At 66.8% G+C, this 26,659-nt stretch carries 28 protein-coding genes; 14 read left to right on the top strand and 14 right to left on the bottom strand.

Features of this window, described 5'->3' with window-relative positions; genetic code table 11:
* Positions 1–106: 106 nt before the first annotated feature.
* On the bottom strand, positions 107–745 hold the full coding sequence (locus tag NCG91_RS06450) for an NAD(P)H-dependent oxidoreductase (protein WP_251349096.1): 639 nt from the start codon (positions 743–745) through the stop codon (positions 107–109).
* Between the two features lie 122 nt (positions 746–867).
* Positions 868–1,866 (bottom strand): aldo/keto reductase, encoded by a 999-nt coding sequence (locus tag NCG91_RS06445; RefSeq protein WP_251349095.1) that lies wholly within the window; start codon positions 1,864–1,866, stop codon positions 868–870.
* Positions 1,867–1,981: 115 nt separating this feature from the next.
* On the opposite strand from NCG91_RS06445, the gene NCG91_RS06440 reads away from it, so the two are divergent.
* Entirely contained in the window at positions 1,982–2,869 is an 888-nt protein-coding gene (locus NCG91_RS06440) for a LysR family transcriptional regulator (RefSeq protein ID WP_251349094.1), read from the top strand.
* Here NCG91_RS06440 and NCG91_RS06435 read toward each other — a convergent pair whose 3' ends face one another.
* Entirely contained in the window at positions 2,870–3,955 is a 1,086-nt protein-coding gene (locus tag NCG91_RS06435; RefSeq protein ID WP_099664300.1) for an ATP-binding protein, read from the bottom strand. It lies immediately after the preceding gene.
* Complete coding sequence (locus tag NCG91_RS06430; protein WP_251349093.1) at positions 3,955–4,704, bottom strand: response regulator; 750 nt, start codon at positions 4,702–4,704, stop codon at positions 3,955–3,957. The genes NCG91_RS06435 and NCG91_RS06430 overlap by 1 nt, the downstream gene beginning before the upstream one ends.
* A 133-nt stretch (positions 4,705–4,837) precedes the next feature.
* On the opposite strand from NCG91_RS06430, the gene NCG91_RS06425 reads away from it, so the two are divergent.
* Genes NCG91_RS06425 through NCG91_RS06415 form a run of 3 tightly spaced genes read left to right on the top strand, consistent with a single transcriptional unit; the run spans position 4,838 to position 10,563 of the window.
* Positions 4,838–5,995, top strand: a complete 1,158-nt coding sequence (locus NCG91_RS06425) for an efflux RND transporter periplasmic adaptor subunit (RefSeq protein WP_251349092.1) — start codon at positions 4,838–4,840, stop codon at positions 5,993–5,995.
* A gap of 33 nt (positions 5,996–6,028) precedes the next feature.
* Positions 6,029–9,175 carry a multidrug efflux RND transporter permease subunit gene (locus NCG91_RS06420; RefSeq protein WP_251349091.1) on the top strand — a complete coding sequence of 1,049 codons (3,147 nt, stop codon included), beginning with the start codon at positions 6,029–6,031 and terminating at the stop codon, positions 9,173–9,175.
* On the top strand, positions 9,175–10,563 hold the full coding sequence (locus NCG91_RS06415; protein ID WP_251349090.1) for an efflux transporter outer membrane subunit: 1,389 nt from the start codon (positions 9,175–9,177) through the stop codon (positions 10,561–10,563). Before NCG91_RS06420 ends, NCG91_RS06415 begins: the two co-directional genes overlap by 1 nt.
* Positions 10,564–10,606: 43 nt before the next feature.
* Here NCG91_RS06415 and NCG91_RS06410 read toward each other — a convergent pair whose 3' ends face one another.
* Genes NCG91_RS06410 through NCG91_RS06400 form a run of 3 tightly spaced genes read right to left on the bottom strand, consistent with a single transcriptional unit; the run spans position 10,607 to position 12,036 of the window.
* On the bottom strand, positions 10,607–11,146 hold the full coding sequence (locus NCG91_RS06410; RefSeq protein ID WP_251349089.1) for a contractile injection system tape measure protein: 540 nt from the start codon (positions 11,144–11,146) through the stop codon (positions 10,607–10,609).
* A 4-nt stretch (positions 11,147–11,150) separates the two neighbouring features.
* Positions 11,151–11,726: an Hcp family type VI secretion system effector gene (locus NCG91_RS06405; protein WP_251349088.1), complete on the bottom strand. Its 576-nt coding sequence runs from the start codon at positions 11,724–11,726 to the stop codon at positions 11,151–11,153.
* A 22-nt stretch (positions 11,727–11,748) separates the two neighbouring features.
* Positions 11,749–12,036, bottom strand: coding sequence for a 7(1) septoil knot domain-containing protein (locus NCG91_RS06400; protein ID WP_251349087.1), 288 nt, complete (start codon positions 12,034–12,036; stop codon positions 11,749–11,751).
* Positions 12,037–12,293: 257 nt separating this feature from the next.
* Between NCG91_RS06400 and NCG91_RS06395 the strand changes: the two genes are divergently transcribed.
* From NCG91_RS06395 to NCG91_RS06380, 4 genes are all read left to right on the top strand, one after another.
* A complete protein-coding gene (locus tag NCG91_RS06395; RefSeq protein ID WP_251349086.1) occupies positions 12,294–13,574 on the top strand; it encodes an arsenic transporter in 1,281 nt (426 codons plus the stop codon).
* 46 nt (positions 13,575–13,620) lie between these two features.
* Entirely contained in the window at positions 13,621–14,250 is a 630-nt protein-coding gene (locus tag NCG91_RS06390; protein WP_251349085.1) for a Rossmann-fold NAD(P)-binding domain-containing protein, read from the top strand.
* A 46-nt stretch (positions 14,251–14,296) separates the two neighbouring features.
* Entirely contained in the window at positions 14,297–14,746 is a 450-nt protein-coding gene (locus NCG91_RS06385) for a GNAT family N-acetyltransferase (protein WP_251349084.1), read from the top strand.
* A 159-nt stretch (positions 14,747–14,905) separates the two neighbouring features.
* On the top strand, positions 14,906–16,174 hold the full coding sequence (locus NCG91_RS06380; protein WP_251349083.1) for a glycosyltransferase: 1,269 nt from the start codon (positions 14,906–14,908) through the stop codon (positions 16,172–16,174).
* Between the two features lie 5 nt (positions 16,175–16,179).
* On the opposite strand, the gene NCG91_RS06375 is transcribed toward NCG91_RS06380, so the two are convergent.
* From NCG91_RS06375 to NCG91_RS06365, 3 genes are all read right to left on the bottom strand, one after another.
* Positions 16,180–17,115, bottom strand: coding sequence for a DUF2145 domain-containing protein (locus tag NCG91_RS06375; RefSeq protein WP_251349082.1), 936 nt, complete (start codon positions 17,113–17,115; stop codon positions 16,180–16,182).
* Positions 17,112–17,543 (bottom strand): hypothetical protein, encoded by a 432-nt coding sequence (locus NCG91_RS06370; RefSeq protein ID WP_099664287.1) that lies wholly within the window; start codon positions 17,541–17,543, stop codon positions 17,112–17,114. The genes NCG91_RS06375 and NCG91_RS06370 overlap by 4 nt, the downstream gene beginning before the upstream one ends.
* A gap of 92 nt (positions 17,544–17,635) precedes the next feature.
* Positions 17,636–18,502 carry an HDOD domain-containing protein gene (locus NCG91_RS06365; protein WP_251349081.1) on the bottom strand — a complete coding sequence of 289 codons (867 nt, stop codon included), beginning with the start codon at positions 18,500–18,502 and terminating at the stop codon, positions 17,636–17,638.
* A 206-nt stretch (positions 18,503–18,708) separates the two neighbouring features.
* Between NCG91_RS06365 and NCG91_RS06360 the strand changes: the two genes are divergently transcribed.
* From NCG91_RS06360 to NCG91_RS06350, 3 genes are read left to right on the top strand one after another with little or no spacing between them, the layout of a single operon-like run.
* Positions 18,709–19,794, top strand: a complete 1,086-nt coding sequence (locus NCG91_RS06360; RefSeq protein WP_251349080.1) for an alpha/beta hydrolase — start codon at positions 18,709–18,711, stop codon at positions 19,792–19,794.
* 20 nt (positions 19,795–19,814) lie between these two features.
* The gene (locus NCG91_RS06355) at positions 19,815–20,201 is read left to right on the top strand and encodes a carboxymuconolactone decarboxylase family protein (protein ID WP_251349079.1); all 387 of its coding nucleotides are present in this window, start codon (positions 19,815–19,817) and stop codon (positions 20,199–20,201) included.
* Between the two features lie 36 nt (positions 20,202–20,237).
* Positions 20,238–20,729: a (R)-mandelonitrile lyase gene (locus NCG91_RS06350; RefSeq protein WP_251349078.1), complete on the top strand. Its 492-nt coding sequence runs from the start codon at positions 20,238–20,240 to the stop codon at positions 20,727–20,729.
* 27 nt (positions 20,730–20,756) lie between these two features.
* On the opposite strand, the gene NCG91_RS06345 is transcribed toward NCG91_RS06350, so the two are convergent.
* Positions 20,757–21,863: an acyl-CoA dehydrogenase family protein gene (locus NCG91_RS06345; RefSeq protein WP_251349077.1), complete on the bottom strand. Its 1,107-nt coding sequence runs from the start codon at positions 21,861–21,863 to the stop codon at positions 20,757–20,759.
* A gap of 103 nt (positions 21,864–21,966) precedes the next feature.
* Complete coding sequence (locus NCG91_RS06340) at positions 21,967–22,296, bottom strand: hypothetical protein (RefSeq protein ID WP_152258680.1); 330 nt, start codon at positions 22,294–22,296, stop codon at positions 21,967–21,969.
* A gap of 160 nt (positions 22,297–22,456) precedes the next feature.
* Between NCG91_RS06340 and NCG91_RS06335 the strand changes: the two genes are divergently transcribed.
* Together NCG91_RS06335 and NCG91_RS06330 are read left to right on the top strand one after the other, a co-directional pair.
* Complete coding sequence (locus NCG91_RS06335) at positions 22,457–24,118, top strand: SulP family inorganic anion transporter (RefSeq protein ID WP_251349076.1); 1,662 nt, start codon at positions 22,457–22,459, stop codon at positions 24,116–24,118.
* Positions 24,119–24,166: 48 nt separating this feature from the next.
* The gene (locus tag NCG91_RS06330) at positions 24,167–24,787 is read left to right on the top strand and encodes a ParB-like protein (protein WP_251349075.1); all 621 of its coding nucleotides are present in this window, start codon (positions 24,167–24,169) and stop codon (positions 24,785–24,787) included.
* Positions 24,788–24,798: 11 nt separating this feature from the next.
* On the opposite strand, the gene NCG91_RS06325 is transcribed toward NCG91_RS06330, so the two are convergent.
* Entirely contained in the window at positions 24,799–25,371 is a 573-nt protein-coding gene (locus NCG91_RS06325) for a DUF4337 domain-containing protein (protein WP_251349074.1), read from the bottom strand.
* A gap of 151 nt (positions 25,372–25,522) precedes the next feature.
* Here NCG91_RS06325 and NCG91_RS06320 point away from each other — a divergent pair, with 151 nt between their 5' ends.
* Positions 25,523–25,975, top strand: coding sequence for a PaaI family thioesterase (locus tag NCG91_RS06320; protein ID WP_251349073.1), 453 nt, complete (start codon positions 25,523–25,525; stop codon positions 25,973–25,975).
* A 22-nt stretch (positions 25,976–25,997) separates the two neighbouring features.
* On the opposite strand, the gene gstA is transcribed toward NCG91_RS06320, so the two are convergent.
* Positions 25,998–26,612, bottom strand: a complete 615-nt coding sequence (gene gstA / locus NCG91_RS06315; protein ID WP_251349072.1) for a glutathione transferase GstA — start codon at positions 26,610–26,612, stop codon at positions 25,998–26,000.
* Positions 26,613–26,659: the final 47 nt, after the last annotated feature.

The following is a 26,659-nucleotide window of genomic DNA, read 5'->3' as shown; positions in this document are numbered from 1 at the left end:
GACTTGTCCGCGCTGCATGGCCAAGTTAATCAAGGGTGCGGGTGAGTCGCCATGAAAAAAGCGGATGCCGGTGAGGGCATCCGCTTTTCAGTCACGCTCGGGGCGCTTACACCAGCTCGGTGATGAATTGCTCGCGCGCAGGGCGCACTTTTTTCAAGTCCACCAGCCAGTCGCCTTCGTCGGCGCGGTAGCCCAGCGGCAGCATGACGACGGAACGCAGGCCTTTTTCGCGCAGGTTCAGGATTTCATCGACCTTGGCCGGATCAAAACCTTCCATCGGCGTCGAATCGACTTGTTCCTGCGCCGCGGCGATCAGGGCCGTGCCCACGCCGATGTAGGCCTGGCGTGCCGCGTGCTGGTAGTTGGTTTCCGCATCGCGCTGCGGATACGTGGCCAGGATTTGCTGGCGGTACGCTTCCCAGCCTTCATTCTTGAAGCCGCGCACCTCGTTGACCAGGTCGAAACGCGCGTTGATGCGTTCCACCGTGTAATTGTCCCAGGCGGCAAACACCAGCAGGTGCGAGGAATCCGTCACCTGGCCCTGGTTCCATGCATGCGGCTTGATCTGCTCGCGCAGGGCCGGATTCGTCACGACGAAGACTTCATAAGGATGCAGTCCGCTGGAGCTGGCCGTCAGGCGCACGGCTTCCAGGATGCGCTCGACCTTGTCTTGCGGCACCGTTTTCGTCGGGTCCATTTTCTTGGTGGCGTAGCGCCATTGCAGTGTTTCGAGCAGTGCGGACATGTAAATCCCTTTCATAATGAATAGTTCAGACTGGAAATGATAGCGGATTCAGGCATTTCAAGTGCGGCGGGCAAAAAGAAGCGATATTGCGTACTCAAATTAGCGTACTCGAGTACGCTTGTCTACAGGCCAAGCATGGCAAGTTCCACGTCCGGATAGCGCGCGCCTTGCACACTGGCGGGCGCGATGGCGGCGCCGATGGCGGCCAGCTCGCTGTCGCCCAGGGGGATACGCGCGGCGGCCACGTTTTCTTCCAGGTGCGCCAGGCTGCGGGCGCCGGGTATCGGCACGATGTCGTCGCCTTGCGCCAGCAGCCAGGCCAGGGCCAGCTGGGCCGCCGTGACGCCGCGCGCCGCCGCCAGGCGCTGCAATTCTGCCACCAGGTGCGCGTTGGCCGCCATCGCCTGCGGCTGGAAGCGGGGCAGGCTGTGGCGATAATCGTCGGGCGCCAGCATCGCGCTGGACGTGAGCTGGCCCGTCAGGAAGCCCCGGCCCAGCGGGCTGTAGGGAACGAAGCCGATGCCCAGTTCACGGCAGACGGGCAGCACTTCCGCTTCCACGTCGCGGCTCCACAGCGAGTATTCGGACTGCACGGCCGCGATCGGATGCACGGCATGCGCGCGGCGCAGGGTGGCGGCCGACACTTCCGACAGCCCCAGGTGGCGCACCTTGCCTGCGCGCACCAGATCGGCCATGACGCCGACGACGTCTTCGATGGGCACGGCGGGGTCCACGCGGTGCTGGTACAGCAGGTCGATGCATTCGATGCCCAGCCGGGACAGCGAACCCTCCACCGCCTGGACGATATGTTCGGGGCGGCTGTCGACGCCCGCCATGCGTGCCAAGCCTTTTCCTTCAGACAAGATCTTGAAGCCGAACTTGGTGGCGATGCTGACCTTGCCGCGCAGCTCCTTCACGGCGCGGCCTACCAAGTCCTCGTTGGCGTAGGGGCCGTAGACTTCCGCCGTATCGATCAGGGTCACGCCCAGTTCCACGGCCCGGTGCAGCACGCGCAGCGAGGCGGCTTCGTCCGCGCCGCCGTAGGCAAAGCTCATGCCCATGCAGCCCAGGCCGATGGGGGCGACGCGCAAGCCGGAGTTGCCCAGTGTTCTGTGTTCCATTTTTCATTCCTCTTCAAAAAAAGATGCAAGGAGTATGGATGAAGCAACAGCATGCGATAAGATGTCTAATCCTGCATGTATTGCTGAATATTGCTCATGAATTGCTTCCTGAATAATGACTGACCTCAACGAATTGACGGCCTTTGCCGCCGTCGCCCGCCTGCGCAGCTTTCGCAAGGCGGCCCTCGAACGGGGCGTCTCCGCGTCCGCCCTCAGCCATGCGCTGCGGACGCTGGAAGAGCGCCTGGGCGTGCGCCTGCTGAACCGCACCACGCGCAGCGTCACGCCGACGGAGGCGGGGCAGCAGCTATTGGCGCGGCTGGCGCCGGCCATGCGGGAAATCGATGATGCCTTGCTGGACCTGAGCGCCTTGCAGGATGTGCCCGCAGGCAAGCTGCGCCTGAACGTGCCCCGTCCGGCCGCGCGGCTGCTGCTCGCGCCCATGCTGGCCAGCTTCGTCGCCCGCTATCCGCGCGTGCAGGTGGAAGTGGTGACGGATGACGGCATGATCGATATCGTGCGCGACGGTTTTGATGCGGGCATCCGCTTTGGCGAGCAGGTGGCGGCCGACATGATCGCCGTGCCCGTGGGCGCGCCGCAACCGTTCGTCGTGGTGGCGTCGCCCGCCTACCTGGCGGCGCATGGGGCGCCAAGCACGCCGCGCGACTTGCTGGACCATGCCTGCATCGGCCGGCGTTTCCCCAGCGGGCGCCAGTATGCGTGGGAGTTCGAGCTGGAAGGGGAAGCCGTCAGCATCGCCGTCGGCGGCCCGCTGGTGTTCGACGACGATGAATTGATGCTGCGCGCGGCCCGCGATGGCGCGGGACTGGCGTATGTGTACGAGGCCGATGCGCGCGCCGATCTCGCGGCGGGGCGCCTGGCGTGCGTGCTGGAGCGCTGCCTGCCGCCGCCGCCCAGGTATTTCCTGTACTACCCGGGCCGGCGGCAGATGCCGCCCGTGCTGCGCGCCTTCGTCGACATGCTGCGCGCCCCGCCCGTGTAGTCAGCCGGCGGGCGGCGGGGCGCCATGCTCGACCGGCCACTTGATGGTAAACAGGCTGCCGCCCGCCTTGCCACGCGTGCAGACGGCGCTGCCGCCGTGGGCGCGCGCGATGGCTTCCACCACGGCCAGGCCCAGGCCGCTGCCCGCGTTCAGGTCGACCCTGGCGCTGTCGCCGCGGCGGAACGCTTCGAACACGTGCGGCGCCAGGTCGTCGGCAATGCCGGGACCCGCATCTTCGACGCTCAGGTAGTACTGGCCGGCCTGCACGCGGGTGCGCACGCGCAGCAAGCCCGGATGCGCGTAGCGGCGCGCGTTGTCGAGCAGGGCCAGCACGATTTGCCGGATGCGCGCCGCGTCGCAGCAGACGGGATGGTCGGACAGGTGCAGTTGCAGCGTAAAACCGGCCGCTTCCATCTCCTGCGCCAGCAGGCGGCGCACTTCCCCGATTTCCAGGGTCAGGTCCGTCCACGCCATGCGCAGCTGCATGTGGCCGCTGTCGGCCAGGCTCAGGGTGCGCAAGTCCTCGATCAGGCGGCCCAGGTCCTCGACTTGCGCCAGCAGGCTGGAAAACGGCACTTCCTCGGGCTTGAAGACGCCGTCGACGACGCCTTGCAAGGTGCCGCGCAGTATCGTCACGGGCGTGCGCAATTCGTGCGCGATGGCCGCATTCCACGTCTCGCTTTCCTTGGCCGCCCGCTGCAGGCGCTCGGCCATGCTGTTGAAATCGTCGACCAGCATGGCCGTCTCGCCCAGGCTGCGGTCGCCCGCGAAGGCGCGCGCGGACAGGTCGCCATGCGCCACGCGGCGCACGCTGTCCATCACGGAATTGATCGGCTTGAGAATGCGCGAAGCGAGCTTGATGGCGAAAAACGCCGCTAGTCCCAGGCCGAAGATGGTGATGGCGAAGATCCACAGCCATTCGGCCGTCGTCGGCGACCAGTCGTCCGGCTCGGACAGCATGCCGGGGTCGATCTTGAAGGCGATGGCGAAGAAGGTCCAGGAACCGATCCAGATGATCAGGATGCCGCTGACCATCAGCACGGACATCGACAGCACGATCTGCCGGTTCAGGCCCGTGAAGCGCATCAGAGGTCGCTTTCCAGGCGGTAGCCCACGCCGCGCAGGCTGGCCGGCATGTTCATCACGCCCGCTTCTTCCAGTTTCTTGCGCAGCTTGCTGACGTGGCTGTCCACCGTGCGTTCCATGGAATTGCTCTCGGGCATGCATGACTCCAGCAATTCCAGGCGGCTGCAGACGCGGCGCGGCGTGCGCGCCAGGTGGGCCAGCAGGCGGAATTCCGTCAGGGTCAGGCTCAAGGGCACGGGCGCGCCGTCGCGCAGCACGCTGGCCACGTACGTTTCCTGGTCGATCTCGATGGGGCCGCAGCGCAGGCGCTGGCCGCCCACCGGGTGGTGGCGCACGCGCGAGCGGCGCAGCACGGCCGCCACGCGCGCCACCACCTCGGCCGGATTGAAGGGCTTGATGATGTAGTCGTCGGCGCCCACGCGCAGGGCGGCCAGTTTGTCGGCATCCTGGTCGCGCGCCGTCAGCATGATGACGGGCGTTTCGCCGCGCCGCCGCACTTCCGCCAGCACGCCCCAGCCATCGACCCTGGGCATTTGCACGTCGAGCAGCAGCAGGTCCGGCGCCAGCGCCAGGTGCTGCTGCAGCGCTTCCTGGCCATCGTGCGCGAAGGCCGTGCGATAGCCGTCGCGCTCCAGGTAACCGGCGAGGATGCGGGCGATTTGCGGTTCATCTTCGGCGATCAGGACGAGGGCGGAAGGGGGCGTGGTGGCAAGGAAGGAGGGCTGGCTGGCGCTGTGATGATAGTTCATATAAATAGTCTAGCATTCTTCGCCGTCTCCATCGAATCTCCACATTTCTTTGACGGAACATCCATGTTGGCCTTCTATGCTCTTGTTATCTGTCGACCGGACCGCCGGTTGGGATCTGCCATAGAGAAAGACCATGCATCCGAGCCACCTCACCAAGAAAAACATGTTGATCGCCGCGGCACTGCTCAGCCTTGCCGCCTGTTCCAAACCCGCGCCGGAAGAAGGCGCGGCGCCGCCCGCCGCCGTGACGGTACTCAAGCTGCAGGCGGCGCCCGTCGTCCTCAGCGATGAATTGCCGGGCAGGGTGGCCGCCTTCCGCACGGCTGACATCCGCCCGCAAGTGGGCGGCATCGTGCTGCGCCGCCAGTTCGAACAGGGCGCCGAAGTAAAGGCGGGACAGAAGTTGTTCCAGCTGAACCCTGCGCCGTTCCAGGCGGACGTCGATTCGGCCGCCGCCGCCCTGCAGCATGCGGTGGCCACGGCGAACCGCGCCAGCAGCCAGGCCGACAGGTTGAAACCGCTGGTGGAGGCGGACGCCATCAGCCGCCAGGCGTATGACGACGCCGTGGCCCAGCGCGAGCAAGCTGTGGCCACCGTGGCGCAGGCGCGCGCCGCCCTGGCGCGCCGCCGCCTGGACCTGGCCTTCGCCAGCATCGAGGCGCCCATTGCCGGGCGCATCGGCTCGGAACTGGTGACGGAAGGCGCGCTGGTGGGCCTGGCCGATGCCACGCCGATGGCGCGCATCCAGCAGATCGACAAGGTGTATGTGGACGTGCGCCAGCCGGCCGCCGCGCTGGCGGCATTGCAAGCGTCGGGAACGGGCGGCGCGGACAAGCTGCCCGTGACCATCCTGGGCGCCGATGGCCAGCCGCATCCCGTCACGGGGCGCATCCTGTTCTCGGGCATCAGCGTCGATGCGGGCACGGGCGACGCCGTCATCCGCGTGCTGGTCGACAATCCGCAGCGCCAGTTGCTGCCGGGCATGTTCGTACGCGCCCGCATCGCCCGCGCCGTGCAGGCGAATGGCGTGCTGCTGCCGCAGCAAGCCGTCCTGCACAGCAGCGGCGGCCAGGCGCAGGCCTGGGTGCTCGACGGCACGAACAAAGCAAGTCTTAAACCCATCAGCGTGGGCGACGTGATCGAGCACCAGTACGTGGTCAATGGCGGCTTGAAGGCCGGTGAAACCGTCGTCATCGAAGGCCAGGAGCGCCTGCAGCCGGGCGCCACGGCCGCGCCGCAACCGTGGAAACCAGCCGTCGTGGCAACGGCGGCTGCCGCCAAGGCGCGTTGATGCACCATATGAATACAATGAAAGCCTAATGACATGCCTCAATTTTTCATCAACCGCCCCGTCTTCGCGTGGGTGGTGGCGGTCTTCATCGTCCTGTTCGGACTGATCGCCATACCGCAATTGCCGATTGCGCGCTTCCCCTCGGTGGCGCCGCCCAGCGTCAGCATCAGCGCCAATTATCCCGGCGCCACGCCGCAAACCATGAACGATTCCGTGGTGGGCTTGATCGAACGCGAACTGTCGGGCGTCAAGCACCTGCTGTATTTCGAGTCGTCCACCGATACCTCGGGCTCGGCCTCGATCACCGTCACCTTCCAGCCGGGCACGAATCCGGAAATGGCGCAGGTGGACGTGCAAAACCGCCTGAAAGCCATCGAGCCGCGCCTGCCGCAAGCCGTGCGGCAAAACGGCTTGACGGTGGAATCGGCGTCGTCCGGCTTTTTGATGATCGTCAGTTTGATCTCGGACAATGGTCAGCACGATGAAGTGGCGCTGGGCGACTACCTGGCGCGCAACGTGACGGAAGAACTGCGCCGCATTCCCGGCGTGGGCAAGGTGCAGCTGTTCGGCTCCGAGCGGGCCATGCGCATCTGGGTCGATCCGGCCAAGCTGGTGTCGTACAACATCGCCATGGGCGAGCTGACGGCCGCCATCGCGCAGCAGAATGCGCAGATCGCGCCGGGCCGCCTGGGCGACTCGCCCGCCGTGCACGGCCAGCGCGTGACCATCCCGCTGACGGTGCAGGGCCAGCTGCAAACGCCGGCCGAATTTGCCGCCATCGTGCTGCGCGCGAATCCCGACGGCTCGAAAGTGACCATCGGCGACGTGGCGAAAGTGTCGCTGGGCGCGCAAAGCTTCAATTTCAGCATCCGCGAAAACGGGCAAGCCGCGTCGGGCGCCGCCATCATGCTGTCGCCGGGCGCCAACGCCGTGCAGACGGCGGCCGCCGTGCGCGCGCGCATGGCCGAACTGGCGCACACCATGCCGGCCGGGATCAAGTATTCGGTGCCGTTCGATACGGCGCCGTTCGTGAAGATCTCGATCGAAAAGGTCATCGTCACGCTGCTGGAGGCGATGGTGCTGGTGTTCCTCGTCATGTACCTGTTCCTGCAAAAGATACGCTACACCCTGATTCCCGCTATCGTCGCGCCCATCGCCCTGATGGGGACGTTTACGGTGATGCTGCTGGCCGGCTATTCCGTCAACGTGCTGACCATGTTCGGCATGGTGCTGGCCATCGGCATCATCGTCGATGACGCCATCGTGGTGGTGGAAGCCGTCGAGCGCCTGATGGCGACGGAAGGTTTGTCGCCGAAGGAAGCGACTTCCAAGGCCATGCGCGAAATCACGGGCGCCGTGGTGGGCATCACGCTGGTGCTGACGGCCGTGTTCATCCCGATGGCGCTGGCCAGCGGTTCCGTGGGCGCCATCTACCGCCAGTTCACCCTGGCCATGGCCGTGTCGATCCTGTTCTCGGCGTTTTTGGCGCTGACCCTGACGCCGGCCCTGTGCGCCACGATGCTCAAACCCATCGGCCCGCATGACCATGACAAGAAGGGATTCTTCCTGTGGTTCGACCGCCAGTTCGAGCGCATGACGGCGCGCTATGAAAAGGGGGTGGTGGCGATGCTGAAACGCGCTGGGCGCTCGATGGTGCTGTACGGCGCCATCGTCGCGGCGCTCGGTGTGGCCTTCATGCAGCTGCCGTCGGCCTTCCTGCCGGAAGAAGACCAGGGCTATTTCATTACTTCGATCCAGCTGCCGTCCGACGCCACCATGGAGCGCACGCTCGATGTTGTCAAGCGGTACGAGCAGCACGTGGCCACGCGGCCCGGCATTGAGGTAAATCAATCGATCCTTGGCTTCAGCTTTTCCGGCGCGGGGCCGAATGCGGGCCTGGCGTTCACCATGCTGAAGGACTGGAAACAGCGCAACGGCGCCACGGCGCAGGAAGAAGTGGCGCTGGCGCAGGCCGCCATGTCGCAGGCGAAGGAGGGCGTGATCATGAGCCTGATGCCGCCCGCCATCGATGAACTGGGCAACTCGTCCGGCTTTTCCATGCGCCTGCAAGACCGCGCCAACCAGGGTATCGCTGCCCTGCAGGCGGCGCAGAACCAGCTGCTGGGCCTGGCCGCGCAAAGCAGCAAGGTGGCGGGCGTGTATCCGGACGGCTTGCCGCCGGGCGCCAGCGTGCGCCTCGATATCGACCGCACCAAGGCGGAAGCGCTGGGTGTGTCGTTTACGGCCATCGCCGACATGCTGACGGCGGCGATGGGCTCGACCTATGTCAACGATTTTCCGAATGCCGGCCGCATGCAGCAGGTGATCATCCAGGCCGATGCGCCGTCGCGCATGCAGCTGAACGACGTGCTGGCCTTGCGCATCCGCAATAACGCGGGCGGCATGGTGGCCCTGGGCGAGCTGGTGCGCCCCGTGTGGAGCGAGTCGCCGCTGCAACTGGTGCGCTACCAGGGTTATCCGGCGGCGCGCATTTCGGGCAGCGCGGCGCCCGGCGTGTCCAGCGGCGACGCCATGCTGGAAATGGAGCGCCTGGTGAAGCAATTGCCGCCCGGTTTCGCGCTGGCGTGGACGGGGCAGTCGCTGCAAGAGAAGGAATCGGCCTCGCAAGCGCCCATGCTGATGGCGCTGTCGATGCTGGTGGTCTTCCTCGTGCTGGCGGCCCTGTATGAAAGCTGGAGCATTCCCGTCTCCGTCATGCTGGTGGTGCCGCTGGGCTTGCTGGGCGCCGTGCTGGCCGTGATGTTGCGCGGCATGCCGAACGATGTGTTCTTCAAGGTGGGCATGATCACCATCATCGGCCTGTCCGCGAAGAACGCCATCCTGATCGTCGAATATGCGCGCCAGCTGCAGGCGCAGGGCAAGGGATTGGTCGAGGCGACGGTGGAAGCGGCCAGGTTGCGCTTGCGCCCGATTTTGATGACGTCGCTGGCGTTCGCGCTGGGCGTGGTGCCGCTGATGCTGGCCACGGGCGCCAGCGCCGAGACGCAGCACGCGATCGGCACGGGCGTGTTCGGCGGCATGATCACCGCCACCGTGCTGGCCGTGTTTTTCGTGCCCGTGTTCTTTGTCGTGGTGCTGGGCGCCGTCGACAAGATGGACCGTTATTTCAACAAACGCAGTAATCGCATCGCCGTCAAGGCAGTGGAAGGAGAGTTGTAATGCGTTTGATTTTTATCACACCGCTGGCCGCGCTGGCCTTGTCGGCCTGTTCATTGACGCCGCCGCTGGTCAAGCCGGCGCCGCCGATTCCCGCCGCGTATGCCGAGGCCGCCGCGCCAGGCACGGCCGACACGGCGGCCAACCTGGGCTGGCGCCAGATGCTGCTCGATGCGCGCCTGCAGCGCCTGGTCGACATCGCGCTGGAAAACAACCGCGACCTGCGCGTGGCGTCCCTCAACGTGGAAGCCGTGCGGGCCCAGTACCAGATCCAGGATGCGGGCCGCTATCCGGCGATTGGTCTCAACGGCGGCGGCACGCGCCAGCGCGCTGCCGATGCCACGGGACAAAATCCCACGGTGCAAAACCAGTTCACGGCCGGCATCGCCATGAGCGCGTTCGAAATCGACCTGTTCGGCCGCCTGCGCTCGCTGTCGGAGGCCGCCTTTGCGCGCTACCTGGCCACGCAGCAGGGCCAGCGGGCCGCCCACATGGCCCTGATCGGTGCCGTGGCCGACGCCTACCTGGAACTGCGGCTGGCCGAGGAGCAGCTGGCGCTGGCCCGGCAAACCCTGCTCGATTGGCGCCAGGCCCTCGTCTTGACGCAGCGCCTGCACGGCGCGCAGCAGGGCAGCGGTCTTGATGTAGCGCAAGCCGAAGGACAGGCGGCCACGGCGGAAGCGGACGTGCAGGCCCGCGAGCGGGCGACTGCCCTGGCGCGCAACAACCTGGAATTGCTGCTGGGCGCGCCGTTGCCCGCCGACTTGCCGGCGGGCCGGCCGCTCGACGGCCAGCCCGTGCTGACGCAGCTGCCGCCCGGCCTGCCGTCGGACTTGCTGGCGCGCCGTCCCGACATCCTGCAAGCGGAATACGCGCTGGTGGCGGCGAATGCGGAAATCGGCGCCGCGCGCGCCGCCTTCTTCCCGCGCCTGTCGCTGACGGCGCAGCTGGGACTGGCCAGCCCGGAACTGGGCGATTTGTTCCGCGGCGGCGCGCGCAGCTGGTCTTTCGCGCCGCAAGTGACGCAGCCGCTGTTCCAGGGCGGCCAGCTGCGCGCGGAGCTGCAGCTGTCGCGCCTGCGCAAGGACGTGGCCGTGCTGCAATACGAGCAAGCGATCCAGGCGGCGTTTCGCGACGTGCGCGACGGCCTGGCGGGCAGCGCCACGTATGCGCAGCAGATCGCCGCGCAGGAACGCGTGGTGACGGCGGCGCAGCAGCGCCAGCGCCTGTCGCAGCTGCGCTACGACGCGGGCCAGGACAGCCGGCTGGAATTGCTCGACGCGCAGCGTCAGTCGTATGCGGCGCAGCAAGCCTTGCTCGACGCGCGGCGCGACCAGTTCAAGTCGGCCGTGGCCCTGTACAAGGCGCTGGGGGGCGGGCTGGAAGAGTAGCCCGCTTTGCGGAGGGCGGCCAGCGGGGCGTGGGCTTGCCAGGCTACGCGCCGGGCCAGTCGATCAACAGCGGTTGCGGCATCCACGGGTGCCGGATGGCAGCCAGGTTCCACGGCAAGCGGCTCAGCAGTACATCGAAGGGATTGCGCGCGACAGCCAGCGTGCATTTCCCGTCGCCTTTTTGCAGTCGGCCTTCGCGCTGCAGAAAGACCTGGCGCAATCCCTCGGGCGAGGTTTGTCCCACCGCAGGCCAATGGCGCATCACGGCGGCCAGCACTTGTTCGCACAGGGCCCGTTCTTCTTCGCCGAGGTCGACGGGTGGAGCAGGGAAGTCCGGTTCCAGGCCGCACAGCAGCTTGTTCAGCAGCAATTGCTGCTCCGGCGCGACGCTCCTGCCATCGACCAGGTATTGCAGCAAGTGAACGGCGCGTGCGCCGTGTTCGCCGCGCAGCTGCGGCCTGCCATCGCCGCCAGTGGCGAGCAAGTCCAGCCGCTGGAACATTGTGGGCAGGAACGGGTGGAGCAGCGCCAGGCCGGCGTTGCCGATGTCGGCGATGTCAGTCGCGTGTACAGCGTCGTTCATGTGCTTATCCTGTAAATGCCCCGATCGGGCGGTTGCGCGCCAGGCTCCAGCCCGTCGTCTGCTGGTCGCCGGGCTGGCCGTCGGCCTGCTGCACGCTGTACGTCCAGAGGATTTCCGTAAAGTTCAGCTTGAACTGCTCGGTGGGCATGTCGTCGGGATGGGTTTGCAGCTGGATTTCGCTGATCAGGGCGTCGTGCAGGGCGATGGTGATGAGGTTGGCCGTCTTGTCGCCCGTCTGGCGGGTGATGTACAGCCTGGTCGGCTGGTCCGGGCCGCTGCCCAGCGGCTTCGCCCGCAGGCACAGATCGTACAGCCTGACCGAGGTCGCATCGACATACTTGACGCAGGTAAATTCGGTGATGACGGGCCGGCCGGACGTGCGCGCAGAGTTGCTGACGTCGGTCGTTATTTGCTGCTTCATGCCTTGATGTAATGACACCAGCTCAATGCACCGGCCCATGCCCCGCAGCGCGGCGGCGTCGCGCCAGATGGCGTCGATACCGCCGCTCTTGCTTTCACCGACCTGCGCCTTGCCGAACACGAGTTCCCCGTCGCCGGGTTCCAGTAAGATCAAATCCATGACGAATTCCTCCGCTTGATGGTCAGGTGCCGCCGTGCGACAGGCAACCTTTAAATCGGTGTGGCCGGGCCCAGCCTGCCTCGCCCGGGTGGTCGACAAAGCAGATGGTCAGTTGCGCGAAGCCTTGCGAAGTGAAATACACGCTGGCCGAGGCGTCCTGCCGCTCACGGGTGAGGAACCAATGGGCGTCGCCATGCGCCAGGCCCCAGCTGCTCACCCGCTGCACCAGCAAGTCGGCGTTGCCGCGCTGCACGATGGCCACGCGCACGTCCGCTTCGCCCATATTGTTGGTCTGGTAAATGCGCGCCATGTATGCTTCCTTGTTCGATCCTGGTGTCAACGGTGCTGCGACTATACACCGATTAAATTGCTTAAAGACAATCATAAATGGTGGCGCCCACTTTTTTTTGCGCCGCCGGCCTCCCGGCTGGCATGGCGCTGCAGTGAGGCGCAAGCACTGCGGTTTTGCGTTGATTCAATAATTCCAGTAATATAGAAGTATTGTTTTATTTCACAGGCTGCGGCGCATGGTGCCCGCGACGCCGCATTGCACGGGACCATTACCGCATGCTGACCGCTTTCCTGATCTTCCTCGCCACCCTCATCCTCGTCATCTGGCAGCCGCGTGGCCTGGGCATCGGCTGGAGCGCCGTCATCGGCGCCTGTGTCGCCTTGCTGGCGGGCGTCATCCACTGGGGCGACATCCCCGTCGTCTGGCACATCGTGTGGAACGCCACCGGCACCTTCATCGCCGTGATCATCATCAGCCTGCTGCTGGACGCGGCCGGTTTCTTCGAGTGGGCCGCCTTGCACGTGGCGCGCTGGGGCGGCGGCAGCGGCAGAAAACTGTTCGTGCTGCTGGTCTTGCTGGGCGCCCTGGTTTCCGCCGTGTTCGCCAACGACGGCGCCGCGCTTATCCTCACGCCCATCGTCATCGCCATGCTGCGGGCGCTGAAGTTTTCCGCCAAGGCCACCCTGGCCTACGTGATGGCGGCCGGCTTCATCGCCGACACGGCCAGCCTGCCGCTGGTGGTGTCGAATCTGGTGAATATCGTTTCGGCCGATTTCTTCAAGATCGGCTTTGCCGAGTATGCGGCCGTGATGGTGCCCGTCAACGTCGTCGCCGTGCTGGCCACCTTGGCGGCCTTGCTGCTCTTTTTCCGCCAGGATATTCCCCGCGATTATGCAGTGGCGCAGCTGAAACGTCCGGACGCCGCCATCCGCGACCTGGCCACCTTCCGCGCCGGCTGGCTGGTGCTGGCGCTGCTGCTGGTGGGATTCTTCTCGCAAGAAAGCCTGGGCGTGCCCATCAGCCTGATCGCCGCCGTGGGCGCCGCGCTGCTGCTGGGCGTGGCCGGCAAGGGCCACGTGATTTCCACGCGCTACGTGCTGCGCCATGCGCCATGGCACATCGTTGTCTTTTCGCTGGGCATGTACCTGGTCGTGTACGGCTTGCGCAATGCGGGCTTGACGGCTTACCTGACGGGCATGCTGAACCACTTTGCGCAGTACGGCGTGTGGGGCGCGGCCATGGGCACGGGCGTGCTGACGGCGTTACTGTCGTCCGTGATGAACAATCTGCCGACGGTGCTCGTCGGCGCGCTGGCCATCGACCCGACGACGGCGCAGGGGGCCGTGCGCGAAGCGATGATCTACGCGAACGTCATCGGCAGCGACCTGGGGCCGAAGATCACGCCGATCGGCAGCCTGGCCACCTTACTGTGGCTGCACGTGCTCGACAGCAAGAACATCCACATTTCCTGGGGATACTATTTCCGCGTCGGCATCGTGCTGACCGTGCCCGTGCTGCTGGTGACCCTGGCCGCGCTGGCGCTGCGCCTGTCCTGAGTTCCGTGTATGGTGGTGGCTGTGAGCAACTTTATACTGGGATGCAATGAAATTACTGCTCGTAGGCGCTACCGGTCTCGTCGGCAGCGAAGTGCTGCGCCTGGCGCTGATGGATGCGCGGATCACGGCCATCGTGGCGCCCGTGCGCAAGCCTTTGCCGTCGCATCCCAAGCTGGCCGCGCCTGTCATTGATTTCGATCAATTGCCGCTGGACGCATCCTGGTGGCAGGCGGACGCCGTCATCTGCACCCTGGGCACGACGATGAAGGTGGCCGGCACCCGGCAAATATTTTCGCGCGTGGACCACGACTATCCGCTGGCCGTGGCGCGGCTGGCGCTGGCGGCCGGCACGCGCACGTACGTGCTCAATTCCGCGGCCGGCGCCAACGCTGCTTCGCGCATCTTCTATAACCGCGTCAAGGGCGAGCTGGAACGCGACCTGCAAGCGCTGGGTTTTCGTTCGCTCACGCACGTGCGCCCGGGGCTGATCGGCGGCGAGCGCGCCGTGGCGCGGGCGGGCGAGGGCGCCGCCTTGCGCATCCTGCGCGTGCTCGGTCCCGTGCTGCCGCGCCGCTGGCGCATCAATCCCGCGCCGCGCATCGCCAGCGCCTTGCTGGAAGCGGCGCTGGCCGCCGCGCCGGGCGTGCACGTGGTGACGTCGGAGCAGCTGCTGTGAGTGCGCGCCCGTATAATCTGCGTTCCTGTTACTGAAGGTACAACACATGCAGATTGTACGCCCTTACCAGGCCGGCGACCGCGACGCCTGCCTGGCCCTGTTCGACGGCAATACACCGCGCTTTTTCGACCCGTCCGAGCGCGCGGACTTTGCCGCCTGGCTCGATACCTCGACGCATCCCTACCTGGTCATTCTGCGCGATGGCCGCATCGTCGCCTGCGGCGGCCATGCCATCGAGGCGGGCGGCAGCGTCGCCAGCCTGTGCTGGGGCATGGTGGCGCAGGATGCGCATGGCCAGGGACTGGGCCGGGCGCTGACGCAGGCGCGCCTGGACGCCATCCGCGCCGTGCCGGGCATCGCCAGCGTGCGCATGAATACCAGCCAGCACACGCAAGGCTTTTATGCGGGCTACGGTTTCGTGACGGTCAACGTGACGCCGGACGGCTTCGGGCCGGGCATCGATCAATGGGACATGGTGCTGCAACTGCCGGTGTAGCGGCGGCAGGCATGGCGCCGTGCCGCGCTCAATAATTGATTGAAATGCTAACGTTAATCGCTTACTATCGCTGGGTGTTTCAACTAGGAAAGATGCCCATGCACCCCTCGTTCTTGCTTGATTTTCCGCTGAAGATTGCCGCCAGGCAAGGATGGCTGCATGGCTGACCCATCCCCGCTCGTCATCATCGCCAGCAGCGGCACCGGCGGCGACATGCAGCCGTTTATCGCGCTGGCGCAGGGCTTGCAGCAACGGGGCCGGCGCGTGCTGCTGCTGGTGCCGGGCTGGCAGGAAGCGGCCGCGCAGGCGTCAAAGTTGCCGTATCGCACCTTCGGCAGCGCGGAAGAAGGGCAGGCCATGCTGGGCAACCCCGGCCTGTGGGATGAACGCAAGGGCTGGGGCGTGGTGTGGAACGGCCTCGTGCCGCACCTGGGCGCCGTGCGCGACATCGTGCAAGGCTTGCCGGCCGATGAGGCTTGCGTGGTGCTGTGCCATCCCATCCTCGTGCCGATGGCGGCCCTGGCGCGGTCCGTGCGCCCGGACTTGCGCATCGTCGCGGCGTATCTCGCGCCATCGAACCTGTGCAGCAGCCATGATTTCCTGACGGCCGGTTCGCTGCGCATTCCCGCGTGGGTGCCGCTGGCCTGGCGCCAGGCCCTGTGGCGGATGATCCACCGCGCCATGATCGACCCGGTGCTGCTGCCTGGACTGAACGGCGCGCGCGCGCAGCACGGCTTGCCGCCGGAAGCGCATTTTTTTGGACACATGCTGGCCGTGCCGGACGCTTCGCTGGGACTGTTTCCCGCCTGGTTCGCCGCGCCGCAGGCGGATTGGCCGCCGCACTTCGCGCAAGCCGATTTCACCGCCGCCGCCATGCCTGGCGCCGCAGCGCTGCCGCCGGAACTCGAACGTTTCCTGGGCGAGGGCGAGCCGCCCATCGTGTTTACGCCCGGTACCGGCCACCAGCACGCGCAACGCTATTTCAGTATCGCGCTGGACGTCTTGCGGCGGCTGGGGCGGCGCGGTCTGTTCCTCACGCCCCATGCGGCGCAAGTGCCGCAGCACTTGCCGGCTGGCGTGCTGTGGCAGGCGCACGCGCCGTTCGCGGCGCTGTTGCCGCGCGTGGCGGCCGTGGTGCACCACGGCGGCATCGGCACCAGCGCGGACGCCTTCCGCGCGGGCATCCCGCAGCTGATCGTGCCGTTCGCGTACGACCAGTTCGACAATGGCTGGCGCGCCAAACGGCTCGGTGTGGGGGAAGTCTTGCTGGCCAAGCGCTTGTCTGCCGGGCGCATGCAGCGGCAGCTGGCGCGCCTGCTGGCCGCGCCCGAAGTCAGGCTGGCGTGCTGCGAGCTGGCCCGCCGGATGGGCCAGGGGCTCGAATCAGCGCGCCTGCTGGATCACGTCGAAGCGGCCCTGGCCGAGTAGTCTGCCTAGGGAAGCCAGGTATCGTCGAGGGCGATGACCCGGTCGTTTGCGCCGGGCACGCAGCCGTCGGCGATCGGTTCCCAACCCCGGTGCACCACCACCTGCTTGCCGTCGTGGCAGATTTCCACGCGTTCGCTGGCGGGCAGGCGCTGGCGCGCGAACGCTTCCAGGCTGGCCGGCAGGCTCACCGCCAGCCGCATCGAGCGAATTGCCTCAGGCGGGTGGTCATCCATGTGCACGAGGGGCACGAAGATGGAGCCGAGCATCAGCCAGCGCGCACCCACGTCGACGGGGGCGGGCGCATATGGTGCGGCGCGCAGCCAGTCCTGGGCGCGGGCGCGCAAGTCGCCGCCTGCCGCCAGTTCGCCCCAGGCCGAGGCCAGCATTTCCACCACCCACTGATTGCAATTCTGGTATGTCAAATTGAAAGCATACGCGTTGGCGCTGTAGCGGCCCGCCAGCAACTGCTGCACGCGCACGGGGTCGAGCAGGGCGCGGCGCAGGGGCGGCACGGTTTCGGCCGGCAATTTCACGAGCGAGATGTAGCCGAGCGCCGGGTTTTCCGTGCCCATGGCAAAACCGGCCGTGCCCTGGTCGAAGATGCGCGGGCGCCCTTCGTCGCAGGCGTAGTACAACTGGCGCGCGGACCAGCCGCTGTCATTGTCGTGGCGCCAGGCCAGCGCGGCGTGCGAATAGCGGATGCCGAAGCGGGCCAGGTCCAGGCCGGAGCGGCTGATCAGGGCCACGCTGCCTTCGCTGGCGGCCAGTTCCTCGCGCACGACGGCGGCAAAGCGCAAGAGCCGGTCCTGTTCCGTGGCCGTGAGTTCCTGGGCGCGGTCGCAAAAGCGCGAGGAGGACATTGAGGTGCCTGCCTGGGCGGCGCCAGCCAGGACGAGCGCGGCGCAGCCGGCCAGCAGCGGCGCCAGTTTGCGCAAGATCAAAGGCTGACGGGACGCGTGGCCATTTCGCCGTACCAGTCGTCGGCCAGCACGAGGAAGAAGGCGGCGCGCGTGTCGTTGCGCGAGAATTCGATGCCGTAGGCGCGGTTTTGCGCATGCACCACGTCGCCCTGCGCAAGCTGCTGCTTGTCGAGAGCCGCTTGCGGCAAGTCCAGCACCAATGGCGTGGCCGTGGCGTCGGCCTGCATGGTCAAACGCGTCATGCCGGCGCGGCCCGGCACGGCGGCCACGTCGATGATGCGGTAGGGGCCATTGGCCACCTTGTTGTCGCGCGAAGAGCTGTTGCTCGAACCGTTGAGCGAATCGGAAATGCTGCCGCTCGACTGGGAACCGGCGCTGGAGGCCGAGGAAACGAAGCTGTCGGCGTTGGCGTTGCACGCCATGGTCAGAGCTGCGGCCAGGCCGAGCATGCGTAAGGAGGTAGTCAAGGCAGTTTTCCAGTGAGCATCAATGAAAGCGGACCGGGTCCATCCCGGCTCGCGCCATCATAGCAGATCGGCCATCAGCTGAGCAGTACCTCGATCAGGCCCTTCGCTTCGGCCGACGGCTGCGTGCGCAGCGCCTGCAGCACGGGATCATGCTCCAGATAGGCTTGCAGCGCCTCGCTGACGGTGACGCTGGCCTGCGGCAGCGGCGAAGGGACGGGAGAGAGCGCCTTGGCCAGCAGCAGGGTGTCGCGCAAGCCCTCGGGCGGCAGCATGATGGTGGAGCCGGGCAAGGCGTTGACGGCGTCGGCCACCGGCAGCGGCACGCCCAGCTGGCGCATCAGCGCGCGGCCGATCACTTCCAGCGTGGACGCCATCTGCGTTTCCAGCTGGGCGTACAGGCCCGGAGTCTTGTCGGCCTGGGCCAGCAAATAAAAGCCGGCCACTTCATGCACGATGCCGGCGAACAGCGCCGTATCGGCATCCGTCTGCGTGACGGTGGTGGCCAGCCCGTGCGCCAGCGCCGCCACATGCACGGTGTGCGCCCACAGCTGGGTGGCGCGGGCGCGCAAGGCTTCGTCGCGGATGCCCGCGTTCAGCTGGCGGATGACGGCCGCCGTCGCCAGCGCATACAGGTTGCGGTGGCCCAGCCGCTCGACGGCGGCGCGCACGCTGGTGATGGCGGGCGCCTGGCCGGGCGAGAACAGGGCCGAATTGGCCAGCGCCACGGCGCGCGCCGACAAGGTCGGTTCGCACAGCAGCAAGCGGCTGATGTCGGCCGAGTGGCAATCCGGGTTGGCCAGTTCCTTTTGCAGGAGCAGGGCCGTATTGATGCTGGTGGGAAAAGCCAGGGTTTCCGTTTCGGCGCTGGCCAAAAGTTGCGCCAGGCTGCTGAGCGTGTTGACGTGCATGGATAGGGGAGCGGGAAGTAGCAATGTCCCCATCTTATCAGGCAATCCAGGCCGCATGGCGCCCGGCTGCCTTTGCTGTCAGGCACGGCTGGCCGATGGTGCCATTCATAAGCTGTACTTATAGACTTTAGTGGATTTGCCTGTCTATTCATGGTGGGCGAGGGCGGGTACGCTTGATCTGCCACAAGCGTGCCTCGTACGCGGCTTGTTCCATATCAATGTTTACAAGGAAAATACAGATGCGTGATGAACTCCCCCAGCCGCAGCGGCGCACGTTCCTGAACACCTCGCTGGCCATGGTGGCCGGCGGCGCCGGCATGGCCCTGGCAGGCGCGGCCCAGGCGCAAGCACCGGCGTCCGCGCCCACCCGGCCCATGGTCGTGGGCCATCCCCGGCGCAACGGCGTCGCTATCGAACGCGTCGCGTTCCCCAACACCAGCGCGCAGACGGTCATCGCGGCCAACCTGTTCACGCCGGCGCGCTTCGATGCGGCCAAAAAATATCCCGCCATCGTCATCGGCCACCCGTTCGGCGGCGTGAAGGAACAGACGGCCGGCTTGCACGCGCAAAAACTGGCGGAGCTGGGCTATGTGACCCTGGCGTTCGACGCTTCGCATTACGGCGACAGCAGCGGCTTGCCCCGCTACACGGAAGTGCCGGGCACGCGCGTGGGCGATTACAGCGCCTGCGTGGATTTCTTCAGCAATCATCCGGCCGTGGACCCGGCGCGCATCGGCGTGCTGGGCATTTGCGGTGGCGGCGGCTATGCCGTCAGCGCGGCGCAGGTCGACCACCGCATCCAGGCCATCGCCACCGTCAGCATGTACGACATGGGCCGCGCGCGCCGCCAGGGGCTGGGCGACACGCTCACCTACGAGCAGCGCATGAAGACCTTGGACGAGGTCGGCGAGCAGCGCACGCGCGAGGCGCGCGGCGAGCCGCGGCGCGACATCCGCGCGCTGCCCGAGTCGGCCGGGCCGGACGCGCCGGAAATCGTGCGCGAATTCCTCGACTACTACGCCACGCCCCGAGGCCAGCACCCGCACTCGACCAGCCTGTACGCCTTGACGAGCCTGGCGCCGATGATGAATTTCTTCCCGTTCGCGCAGATCGAGACGATCGCGCCGCGCCCGTTGCTGATGATCGTCGGCGAGCGCGCCCCGTCGGCCTACTTCAGCGAGGATGCGTACGCCAGGGCGGCGCAGCCGAAAGAGCTGTTCGTCGTGCCGGGCGCCTCGCACGTGGACCTGTACGACCGGCCGCCTTACATCGCGCAGTCGCTGGCCAGGCTGGACGCCTTCTTTCGCCAGCACCTGGGGGCGTGATGGGCGTTTTTTCGAACAGCATGAAAGCGGGCTTCCTGGCGGCCTGCCTGGCGCTGCCCGTCTTTGCGCCAGCGCAAACGCTGGATGCGCAGAGCAAGCCGCCCTCGCGCGCGCAACAATTGATGGGGGACCTTGCGCCGAAGATGGCCGACCTCACGGACAAGGTGCTGTACGGCGACATCTGGGAGCGTCCCCAGCTGTCCAAACGCGACCGCAGCCTGGTGACCGTCAGCGCGCTGGTGGCCATGCACCGTCCCGAGCAGCTGAAATCGCACCTGTTGCTGGCGCGCCAGAACGGCTTGACGGAGGACGAGCTGGTCGAGGCGATCACCCACCTGGCCTTCTATGCGGGCTGGCCGAACGCCGTCTCGGCGCTGGCCGTGGCGAAAGAAGTCTTCCGCAAATAACGACCGCCGCCCCGCGCGGCAAGAAAGGATATCCATATGCACCGATACGCCGCGGCACTCTTGCCGCTTTGCCTGCCCGCCGGGGCCGTCTCCGCCGAGCCGGCTGCCGCGCCAGCGGCCGTCACCGTCACGCGCGCCGCCGCTTTGCCCAGCAGCATCGGCGACGCCGCCTATTTCACGGGGAAAGTCGCAGTCGACGCCAGGTTCCAGCGCCTGGCGCCGGCCCGCGTGGGCGGCGCCATCGTCACCTTCGCGCCCGGCGCCCGCACGGCGTGGCATACGCATCCGCTGGGCCAGACCCTGATCGTCACGCAAGGCCAGGGCTGGGTGCAGCACTGGCAGGGCCCGCTGCAGGCGCTGGCCGTGGGCGACGTGGCGTGGATACCGCCCGGCGTCAAGCACTGGCATGGCGCGACGGCCACGTCCGCCATGCAGCACGTCGCTATTGCCGAGGCGCAAGATGGCACGGCGGTGACGTGGCTGGAACAGGTGGCGGATGACGGCTATCCGCGCCAAGGCGCTCAATGACGATGCCGCGCCGGGCGTTCAGGCAGATTACGGCAGCAGCAGCGCATGCTGGCTGGCCGTGTGGAAATCGCGCCACACGCGGTTGATGGTGCTGTCTTCGCGGGCCGCGTACAGGCCGCAATACGGATACACATCACCGACGGCCGCGCGGCATGCGGCGACCAGGTCCAGCGAACGGTCCTGCACGGCTTGCATGGCATCCGCGCCGAGCGCCGCGCCGCCCGCCACCTGCGCCCAGCTGTCGTCCAGCACGGCATAGAAGCGGGTGCGGGCGGCCGCGAACGCTTGTTTCCTGGCTTGCAGCATGGCGGCCACTTCCGGCACGTCCAGCAGCGGCAAGCCGGCGCGCGCATGGCGGCGGTGGCGCATGCCTTCTTCGGCGAGTTGCATGAAATGGCTGGCCATGCCGGCCACGTTGGCGGCCAGGGTCACGTAGGCCAGCGAATAGAACGGGTAGCGGTACAGGGGGCCGTCGGCCGTCGCGGCGCTCGCATCGATGGCGAAGCCGTGTTCCTTGGCTACCCATTGACCGTCGATGCGGTAGCTGTGCGAGGCGCTGGCGCGCATGCCGATGCTGTTCCACGAGGGCACCAGCTGCACCAGGGCGGCGGGGACGAGGAAGGCGCGGATGCGCGGCTTGCCTTCCGCATCGAGCAGGGGCTGTCCATCGCGCCGCAGCCGGGCGTTCAGCGTGAAGTGGGTCGCCATCGGCGCGCCGCTGGCGTAGTCCCAGCTGCCCGTGATGCGGTAGCCGTCGCCTTCCTCTTCCGCTTCACCGGTGGCCGCGCCGCTGCCGCCCAGGCAGACGCGGGGCGTGCCGATGATGGTCCGCGCCATGTCGGGCGCCAGGAAGCCCGCAAACCATCCCGCGCCCGCGCACAGGGTCAGCACCCAGCCCATGCTGCCGTCGACGGCGGCCACGGCTTCCTCCAGGCGCACCACCTGCGGCAAGGGCAGCTCGGCCCCGCCCGCGCCGCGCGGCGCCAGCATCGTCAGCCAGCCGCGCCGGTGCAGCAGCGCTTGCTGGGCCGGATGCAGGAAGCGGGCGGCGTCGGCGGCTGGCGCATGGCGCGCGATGCGGCGCGCGTCGCGCTCGGAAAGGGTAGCTGGGGTAGCGAGGGCAGCGTGCGGCATGGGCAGAATCCGGCAATGGCGAAGGCGGGCATTTTCGCACAGAGCTGCATGCCGTGGGCGGCGCGAGCGCGTTGCACCGTGCAACGCCGCCCCTTGCGTCAAATCACTTTCCGATCTGTTTGCTGACCACATTTTCCTGCTGGTTCAGCGCGCGCTGGTCCGCCTTGGTGATATGGCCGTTATCGAGCTTGGCCATGCTGCGCTCTTCGCGGCGGATGCTGCGGTCCTCGCGGTGCAGGGCGGCCGCCTGTCCCTTGCTGATCTCGCCTTCCTTGACTTCCTTATGGATGCGCGCGTTCTGATGCGCGAGGCGGTTGTTCACCTGTTCGCGGCGGGGATGGTTTTTCTGCCAGGTCGTTTCTGCGGCAAAGCTGCTGGCGGCAGCCGAGGCAAGCACGATCACGGTGATGGCGGACAGGACGGTGGTTTTCATTGTAGTCTCCAGGTGGTCGATCAGGGATGTCACACTGCCTGAACGCGCTGCCGGGGCCGCCGGTAGACAGTTTTTATGTATAAAATGTAAGCAAATGTGGCCGGAAACACCGTTCTTGCCGCATCATGGAGCGGACTAGCGCCACCCACCAGGAGCTTCCATGAGCGCATCGGCTGCGACGCAAATGAACCGCTGGCAAGATGCCAGCGCCGGCCTGTCGATTGCCGGCCTGCTGCTGCCGGAAGCGGTGGCGTATGCCAGCATCGGCAACATGGCGCCCCAGGCGGGCATCCTGGCCCTGTTTGCGGGCTTGCTGTGCTACGGCGTGCTGGGCACGAGCCGCTTTGCCATCGTCTCGGCCACGTCGTCCTCGGCCGCCGTGCTGGCCGCCGCCATGGCATCCATGCCGGGCGGCACGGCGGGGCACCGGCTGATGCTGATGGCGGGACTGGTGATATTGACGGGGGCATTTTTCCTGCTGGCCTGGCTGGCCAGGCTGGGCAGCATCACGGAATTCATCGCCAAGCCCGTGCTGCGGGGCTTTTCCTTCGGCCTGGCCATCGTGATCATCGTGAAACAGTTGCCCGGCGTACTGGGCGTGCAGCCGGCGCACGGCGACGTGCCGCATCTGCTGGCGGGCCTGCTGGCAGGCGAAGGGCAGTGGAACGGGAGCGGCGCCGGCCTGTGCGCGGCGGCGCTGCTGTCGCTGTTCCTGCTGCGGCGGCTGCAGCGCTGGCCTGCCGGCCTGATCGTCATCGCGCTGGGCATCGCCGCCGGGCAATGGCTGGACTTGCCGCGCCATGGCGTGGCCCTGGTGGGCGCCATCGATGTGCGCCTGGCCATGCCTGTCCTGCCGCGCCTGACGCAGGAGGAATGGACGCGCCTGGCCGAGCTGGCGTTTGCGCTGGCGCTGATCCTGTATGCGGAATCGTATGGCGCCATCCGCAGTTTTGCCTTGAAGCATGGCGACGCCGTGGCGCCCGAGCGCGACTTGCTGGCGCTGGGCGCGGCGAACGTGGTGGCGGGCCTGTTCCAGGCCATGCCGGTGGGCGCCGGCTATTCGGCCACCTCCGCCAACGAGGCGGCCGGCGCCACCTCGCGCCTGGCGGGGCTGGTGGCGGCCGCCGTCGTGGGCGTCATCGTGCTGACCCTGCTGCCGCTGGTGGCCCTGATTCCCGTGCCCGTGCTGGCTGCCGTGGTCATCCATGCCGTCAGCCATACCCTGAACCCTGTTTCCTTGCGGCCTTATTTCACCTGGCGCCGCGACCGCCTGCTGGTGCTGGCGGCCATTGCCGGCGTGCTGCTGTTCGGCGTACTCGACGGCTTGCTGGCAGCCATCGCCATGAGCCTGCTGCTGATGCTGCGCCGCCTGTCGCGGCCGGGCCTGTCCGTGCTGGGCCGGCTGGGCGACAGCCACGATTACGTGAAACTGGCGTTGTACCCGGCGGCCCGCGCGCAGCCCGACACGTTGATCCTGCGCCTCGATGAACCCTTGTTCTTCGTCAATGCCGAGCGCAGCCTGCACCTGGCGCGCGCCATGCTGGAAGAGCGGGCCGGTCCGCTGCGCAAGGTGATCCTCAGCCTGGAAGAGTCGCCCGACCTCGATGGCAGCAGCGTCGAAGCCTTGCGCGACTTTGCCGCGTTTGCGCGCCAGCGGGGGCTGGCCCTGGCGCTGGCGCGGCTGAAGGAGCCGGCGTGCGCCGTGCTGCAACTGGCGCTGCGCGACATGCTGGCCGCCCAGGCGGGGCCGGCGCTGCTGCTCAGCGAATTGAGCGTGGCCGAGGCCGTGCGCCTGCTGGGCTGCGCCACGCCTGAAAAGTAGCGGCGACTATGCTACGCTGGCGGCCAGGCCATGCATCTGGGAGACGGTATGACAAGCGCGAAACCGCAACTGGTCAAGGGACGGCTGAACAAGCTGCTGCCCACGCAAATCACGGTGGGCATGGCCGAGGTGGCGCTCAAGCGCGCGCATTGGGCCAGCCTGGGCCGGAAAGCGCGGGCGGCGGCGCTGGCCGACCACTGGTTTCCCAGCATCATCGGTCCGGAAGGGCGCCACTACATCGTCGACCACCACCATTTCGGCCTGGCGCTGCACCAGGAAGGCGTGAAAAGCGTCAGTTTGATGATACTCAAGGATCTGTCCTGGCTGGAACCGCTGCACTTCTGGCATGTGATGGACCACCACCAGTGGGTGCACCCGTACGACAGCGAAGGCTTGCGCCGCGATTTTTCCGCCATCCCCCGGCACCTGAGCGGCTTGCACGACGATCCCTACCGCAGCCTGGCCGGCGAATTGCGCAGCGCGGGCGGCTACGCCAAGGACGTGACGCCGTTCAGCGAATTCCTGTGGGCCGATTTCTTGCGCAGCCGCATCGCGCCCGCCAGCCTGCAGAAAAATTTCCCCAAGGCACTGGCACAGGCCATGAAGCTGGCGCGCAGCCAGCAGGCGCGCTATTTGCCGGGCTGGAGCGGCATCGTGCCGCCCGCCTGAACCGCCTGCCGCTACAGCAGGAAGGCGCTGCCGGCCGCCAGTATGCCGGCCGCCGCCGCGCCCACCGAGCCCCACAGCAGCCAGCGGCGCCGCGTCAGCACGGTGATGGCGGCCAGCGCTACGGCGATCTGGATGAAGGTCAGGGCCATGGCCAGCCGTTCGTGCGGGCGCAGCTTGGCTTCCGACGCCTCGCCCAGCTTTCTCGACTGCTCTTCCAGCTGGCGCGCCTGCGCCTGCACCAGGGGCTTTTCCCGTTCCTGCCTGGCCTGTTCCGCCAGGAAGCGGGCCCGTACCTCGGGTACGCTGGCCAGAGCGGCCGTCGCTTCGGCGATATGGCCCTTCGTCGACTTCGCCTGGTACAAGGCCCACTGGTCGCTCGCCTGTGCCTGTTTCAGGATGCTCTCGTTCTTCAGGAACATGGCCTCGTTCTGCGCATTGCCGCTCTGGTAGCTGATCAGGGCGCCGATGGTGGCGAGGATGGCCGTCATCAGGGCGATTTTCTGCGTCAGGCCATCGCGCTCCTTCTCCGTCGCCTCTTCCACGGCGTGCTCATGGGGGCTGGGTACTTCGTATTCTTCTTCCATGGCGGACCTTTCGCGGGGGCAGGAGGAGGGATCATGTGTCGACATGGCGATACTACCGCATCCGCCGTGCAAGCCGGCGGGCGCTGCGACATGGTGCGAACGGGCATAAGCGGGTACAGTAAGGCGTTCTCCCCTTGAAAGCGCACAGCCCATGAGCACGTCCCGTCGGCCCGACCCGCACTTCGCCGAGAAAGTCCGCGCCAGTTTCGATCTGCAAAACGCCATGACCCTGATCCAGGCCAGCCTGCCCGTGGTCAGTCACGGCAGCACGGAAATTCACGTGCCGCACTGGCGCGGCATCGAGCAGCAGCACGGTTTCGTGCATGGCGGCGTGGTGGGCATGATCGCGGACTCGGCCGCCGGCTACGCGGCCATGACCATGGTGGCCGACGGCGCGTCCGTGCTGACGGTGGAATACAAGATGAATTTGCTGGCGCCCGCCGATGGCGAGAAATTGATTGCGCGCGGCAAGGTGGTGCGCCCGGGGCGCACCCTGATCGTCACGCAAGCCGAAGTGTTCGCCGTGCGCGATGGCAAGGAAACCCTGTGCGCGCTGATGCAGCAAACCATCATGGTGATGCACGGCAAGTCGGAAAAGACGTGAGCCGTGCACCGGGCGATGGCGCTCAAGCCGCCTTGGCCAGTCCTTCCGCTTCCAAAGCCGCCTTGACGCTGTCGCGCTGGGCTACGCGGGCCAGGAAGGCTTGCACATGCGCCAGCGCGGACAAGTCCACGCCCACGCCTGGCGCCCAGCCCGTGATGACGAACAGATAGGCGTCGGCGACCGTGAACGTGTCGCCCGTCAGGTAGGCCCGGCCTTCCAGGCGGCTGTCCACCCATTTGTATTTCTTGCCCAGTTGCTGGACGAACAAGGCCTTGGCGGCCGCGTCGATGCGCGGATCGAACAGGGGACTGAACGATTTATGCAGCTCGGACGTGATGTAGTTTTGCCATTCCAGCACCTTGTAGCGGGCAAAACTGCCCACGGACGGCAGCAAATCCTGCCGGCCAGCCTGTTCCGCGATGTACTGGGCGATGACGGGGCCTTCGCTCAAGGTCGTTCCATCGGCGAGCGCCAGCAGCGGCACCTGGCCTTTCGGGTTGAGTTCGTAGTAATTGCCGCCTTCCTGCGTCCGGTGCTGGCCCAGGTCGACCTTGACCAGAGTGAATGGCGTGCCCGTTTCGCGCAGGATGATGTGCGGCGCCTGCGAGCAGGCGCCCGGCGAATAAAAGAGTTTCATGGCGATCCTTGAACAGGTGGGAAAGTAGCCACTATAGTCCTGCGCCG

The sequence above is a fragment of the Janthinobacterium kumbetense genome (genome assembly GCF_023703445.1).
GTDB lineage: Bacteria > Pseudomonadota > Gammaproteobacteria > Burkholderiales > Burkholderiaceae_D > Janthinobacterium > Janthinobacterium kumbetense.
The sequence above is the reverse complement of the archived record's forward strand: the minus strand, read 5'-3'. Positions and strand labels throughout refer to the sequence as shown.

Coding starts and splice junctions, on each gene's coding strand:
- NCG91_RS06435 (WP_099664300.1), bottom strand. CDS start 3,955: ATGCGCTTCACGGGCCTGAACCGGCAGATCGTGCTGTCGATGTCCGTG.
- NCG91_RS06425 (WP_251349092.1), top strand. CDS start 4,838: ATGCATCCGAGCCACCTCACCAAGAAAAACATGTTGATCGCCGCGGCA.
- NCG91_RS06415 (WP_251349090.1), top strand. CDS start 9,175: ATGCGTTTGATTTTTATCACACCGCTGGCCGCGCTGGCCTTGTCGGCC.
- NCG91_RS06370 (WP_099664287.1), bottom strand. CDS start 17,543: ATGCTCGGCCTGGCCGCAGCTCTGACCATGGCGTGCAACGCCAACGCC.
- NCG91_RS06395 (WP_251349086.1), top strand. CDS start 12,294: ATGCTGACCGCTTTCCTGATCTTCCTCGCCACCCTCATCCTCGTCATC.
- NCG91_RS06355 (WP_251349079.1), top strand. CDS start 19,815: ATGAAAGCGGGCTTCCTGGCGGCCTGCCTGGCGCTGCCCGTCTTTGCG.
- NCG91_RS06360 (WP_251349080.1), top strand. CDS start 18,709: ATGCGTGATGAACTCCCCCAGCCGCAGCGGCGCACGTTCCTGAACACC.
- NCG91_RS06320 (WP_251349073.1), top strand. CDS start 25,523: ATGAGCACGTCCCGTCGGCCCGACCCGCACTTCGCCGAGAAAGTCCGC.
- NCG91_RS06390 (WP_251349085.1), top strand. CDS start 13,621: ATGAAATTACTGCTCGTAGGCGCTACCGGTCTCGTCGGCAGCGAAGTG.
- NCG91_RS06385 (WP_251349084.1), top strand. CDS start 14,297: ATGCAGATTGTACGCCCTTACCAGGCCGGCGACCGCGACGCCTGCCTG.
- gstA (WP_251349072.1), bottom strand. CDS start 26,612: ATGAAACTCTTTTATTCGCCGGGCGCCTGCTCGCAGGCGCCGCACATC.
- NCG91_RS06330 (WP_251349075.1), top strand. CDS start 24,167: ATGACAAGCGCGAAACCGCAACTGGTCAAGGGACGGCTGAACAAGCTG.
- NCG91_RS06345 (WP_251349077.1), bottom strand. CDS start 21,863: ATGCCGCACGCTGCCCTCGCTACCCCAGCTACCCTTTCCGAGCGCGAC.
- NCG91_RS06335 (WP_251349076.1), top strand. CDS start 22,457: ATGAGCGCATCGGCTGCGACGCAAATGAACCGCTGGCAAGATGCCAGC.
- NCG91_RS06350 (WP_251349078.1), top strand. CDS start 20,238: ATGCACCGATACGCCGCGGCACTCTTGCCGCTTTGCCTGCCCGCCGGG.
- NCG91_RS06380 (WP_251349083.1), top strand. CDS start 14,906: ATGGCTGACCCATCCCCGCTCGTCATCATCGCCAGCAGCGGCACCGGC.
- NCG91_RS06420 (WP_251349091.1), top strand. CDS start 6,029: ATGCCTCAATTTTTCATCAACCGCCCCGTCTTCGCGTGGGTGGTGGCG.
- NCG91_RS06405 (WP_251349088.1), bottom strand. CDS start 11,726: ATGGATTTGATCTTACTGGAACCCGGCGACGGGGAACTCGTGTTCGGC.
- NCG91_RS06365 (WP_251349081.1), bottom strand. CDS start 18,502: ATGGGGACATTGCTACTTCCCGCTCCCCTATCCATGCACGTCAACACG.
- NCG91_RS06410 (WP_251349089.1), bottom strand. CDS start 11,146: ATGAACGACGCTGTACACGCGACTGACATCGCCGACATCGGCAACGCC.
- NCG91_RS06325 (WP_251349074.1), bottom strand. CDS start 25,371: ATGGAAGAAGAATACGAAGTACCCAGCCCCCATGAGCACGCCGTGGAA.
- NCG91_RS06340 (WP_152258680.1), bottom strand. CDS start 22,296: ATGAAAACCACCGTCCTGTCCGCCATCACCGTGATCGTGCTTGCCTCG.
- NCG91_RS06430 (WP_251349093.1), bottom strand. CDS start 4,704: ATGAACTATCATCACAGCGCCAGCCAGCCCTCCTTCCTTGCCACCACG.
- NCG91_RS06450 (WP_251349096.1), bottom strand. CDS start 745: ATGTCCGCACTGCTCGAAACACTGCAATGGCGCTACGCCACCAAGAAA.
- NCG91_RS06440 (WP_251349094.1), top strand. CDS start 1,982: ATGACTGACCTCAACGAATTGACGGCCTTTGCCGCCGTCGCCCGCCTG.
- NCG91_RS06445 (WP_251349095.1), bottom strand. CDS start 1,866: ATGGAACACAGAACACTGGGCAACTCCGGCTTGCGCGTCGCCCCCATC.
- NCG91_RS06400 (WP_251349087.1), bottom strand. CDS start 12,036: ATGGCGCGCATTTACCAGACCAACAATATGGGCGAAGCGGACGTGCGC.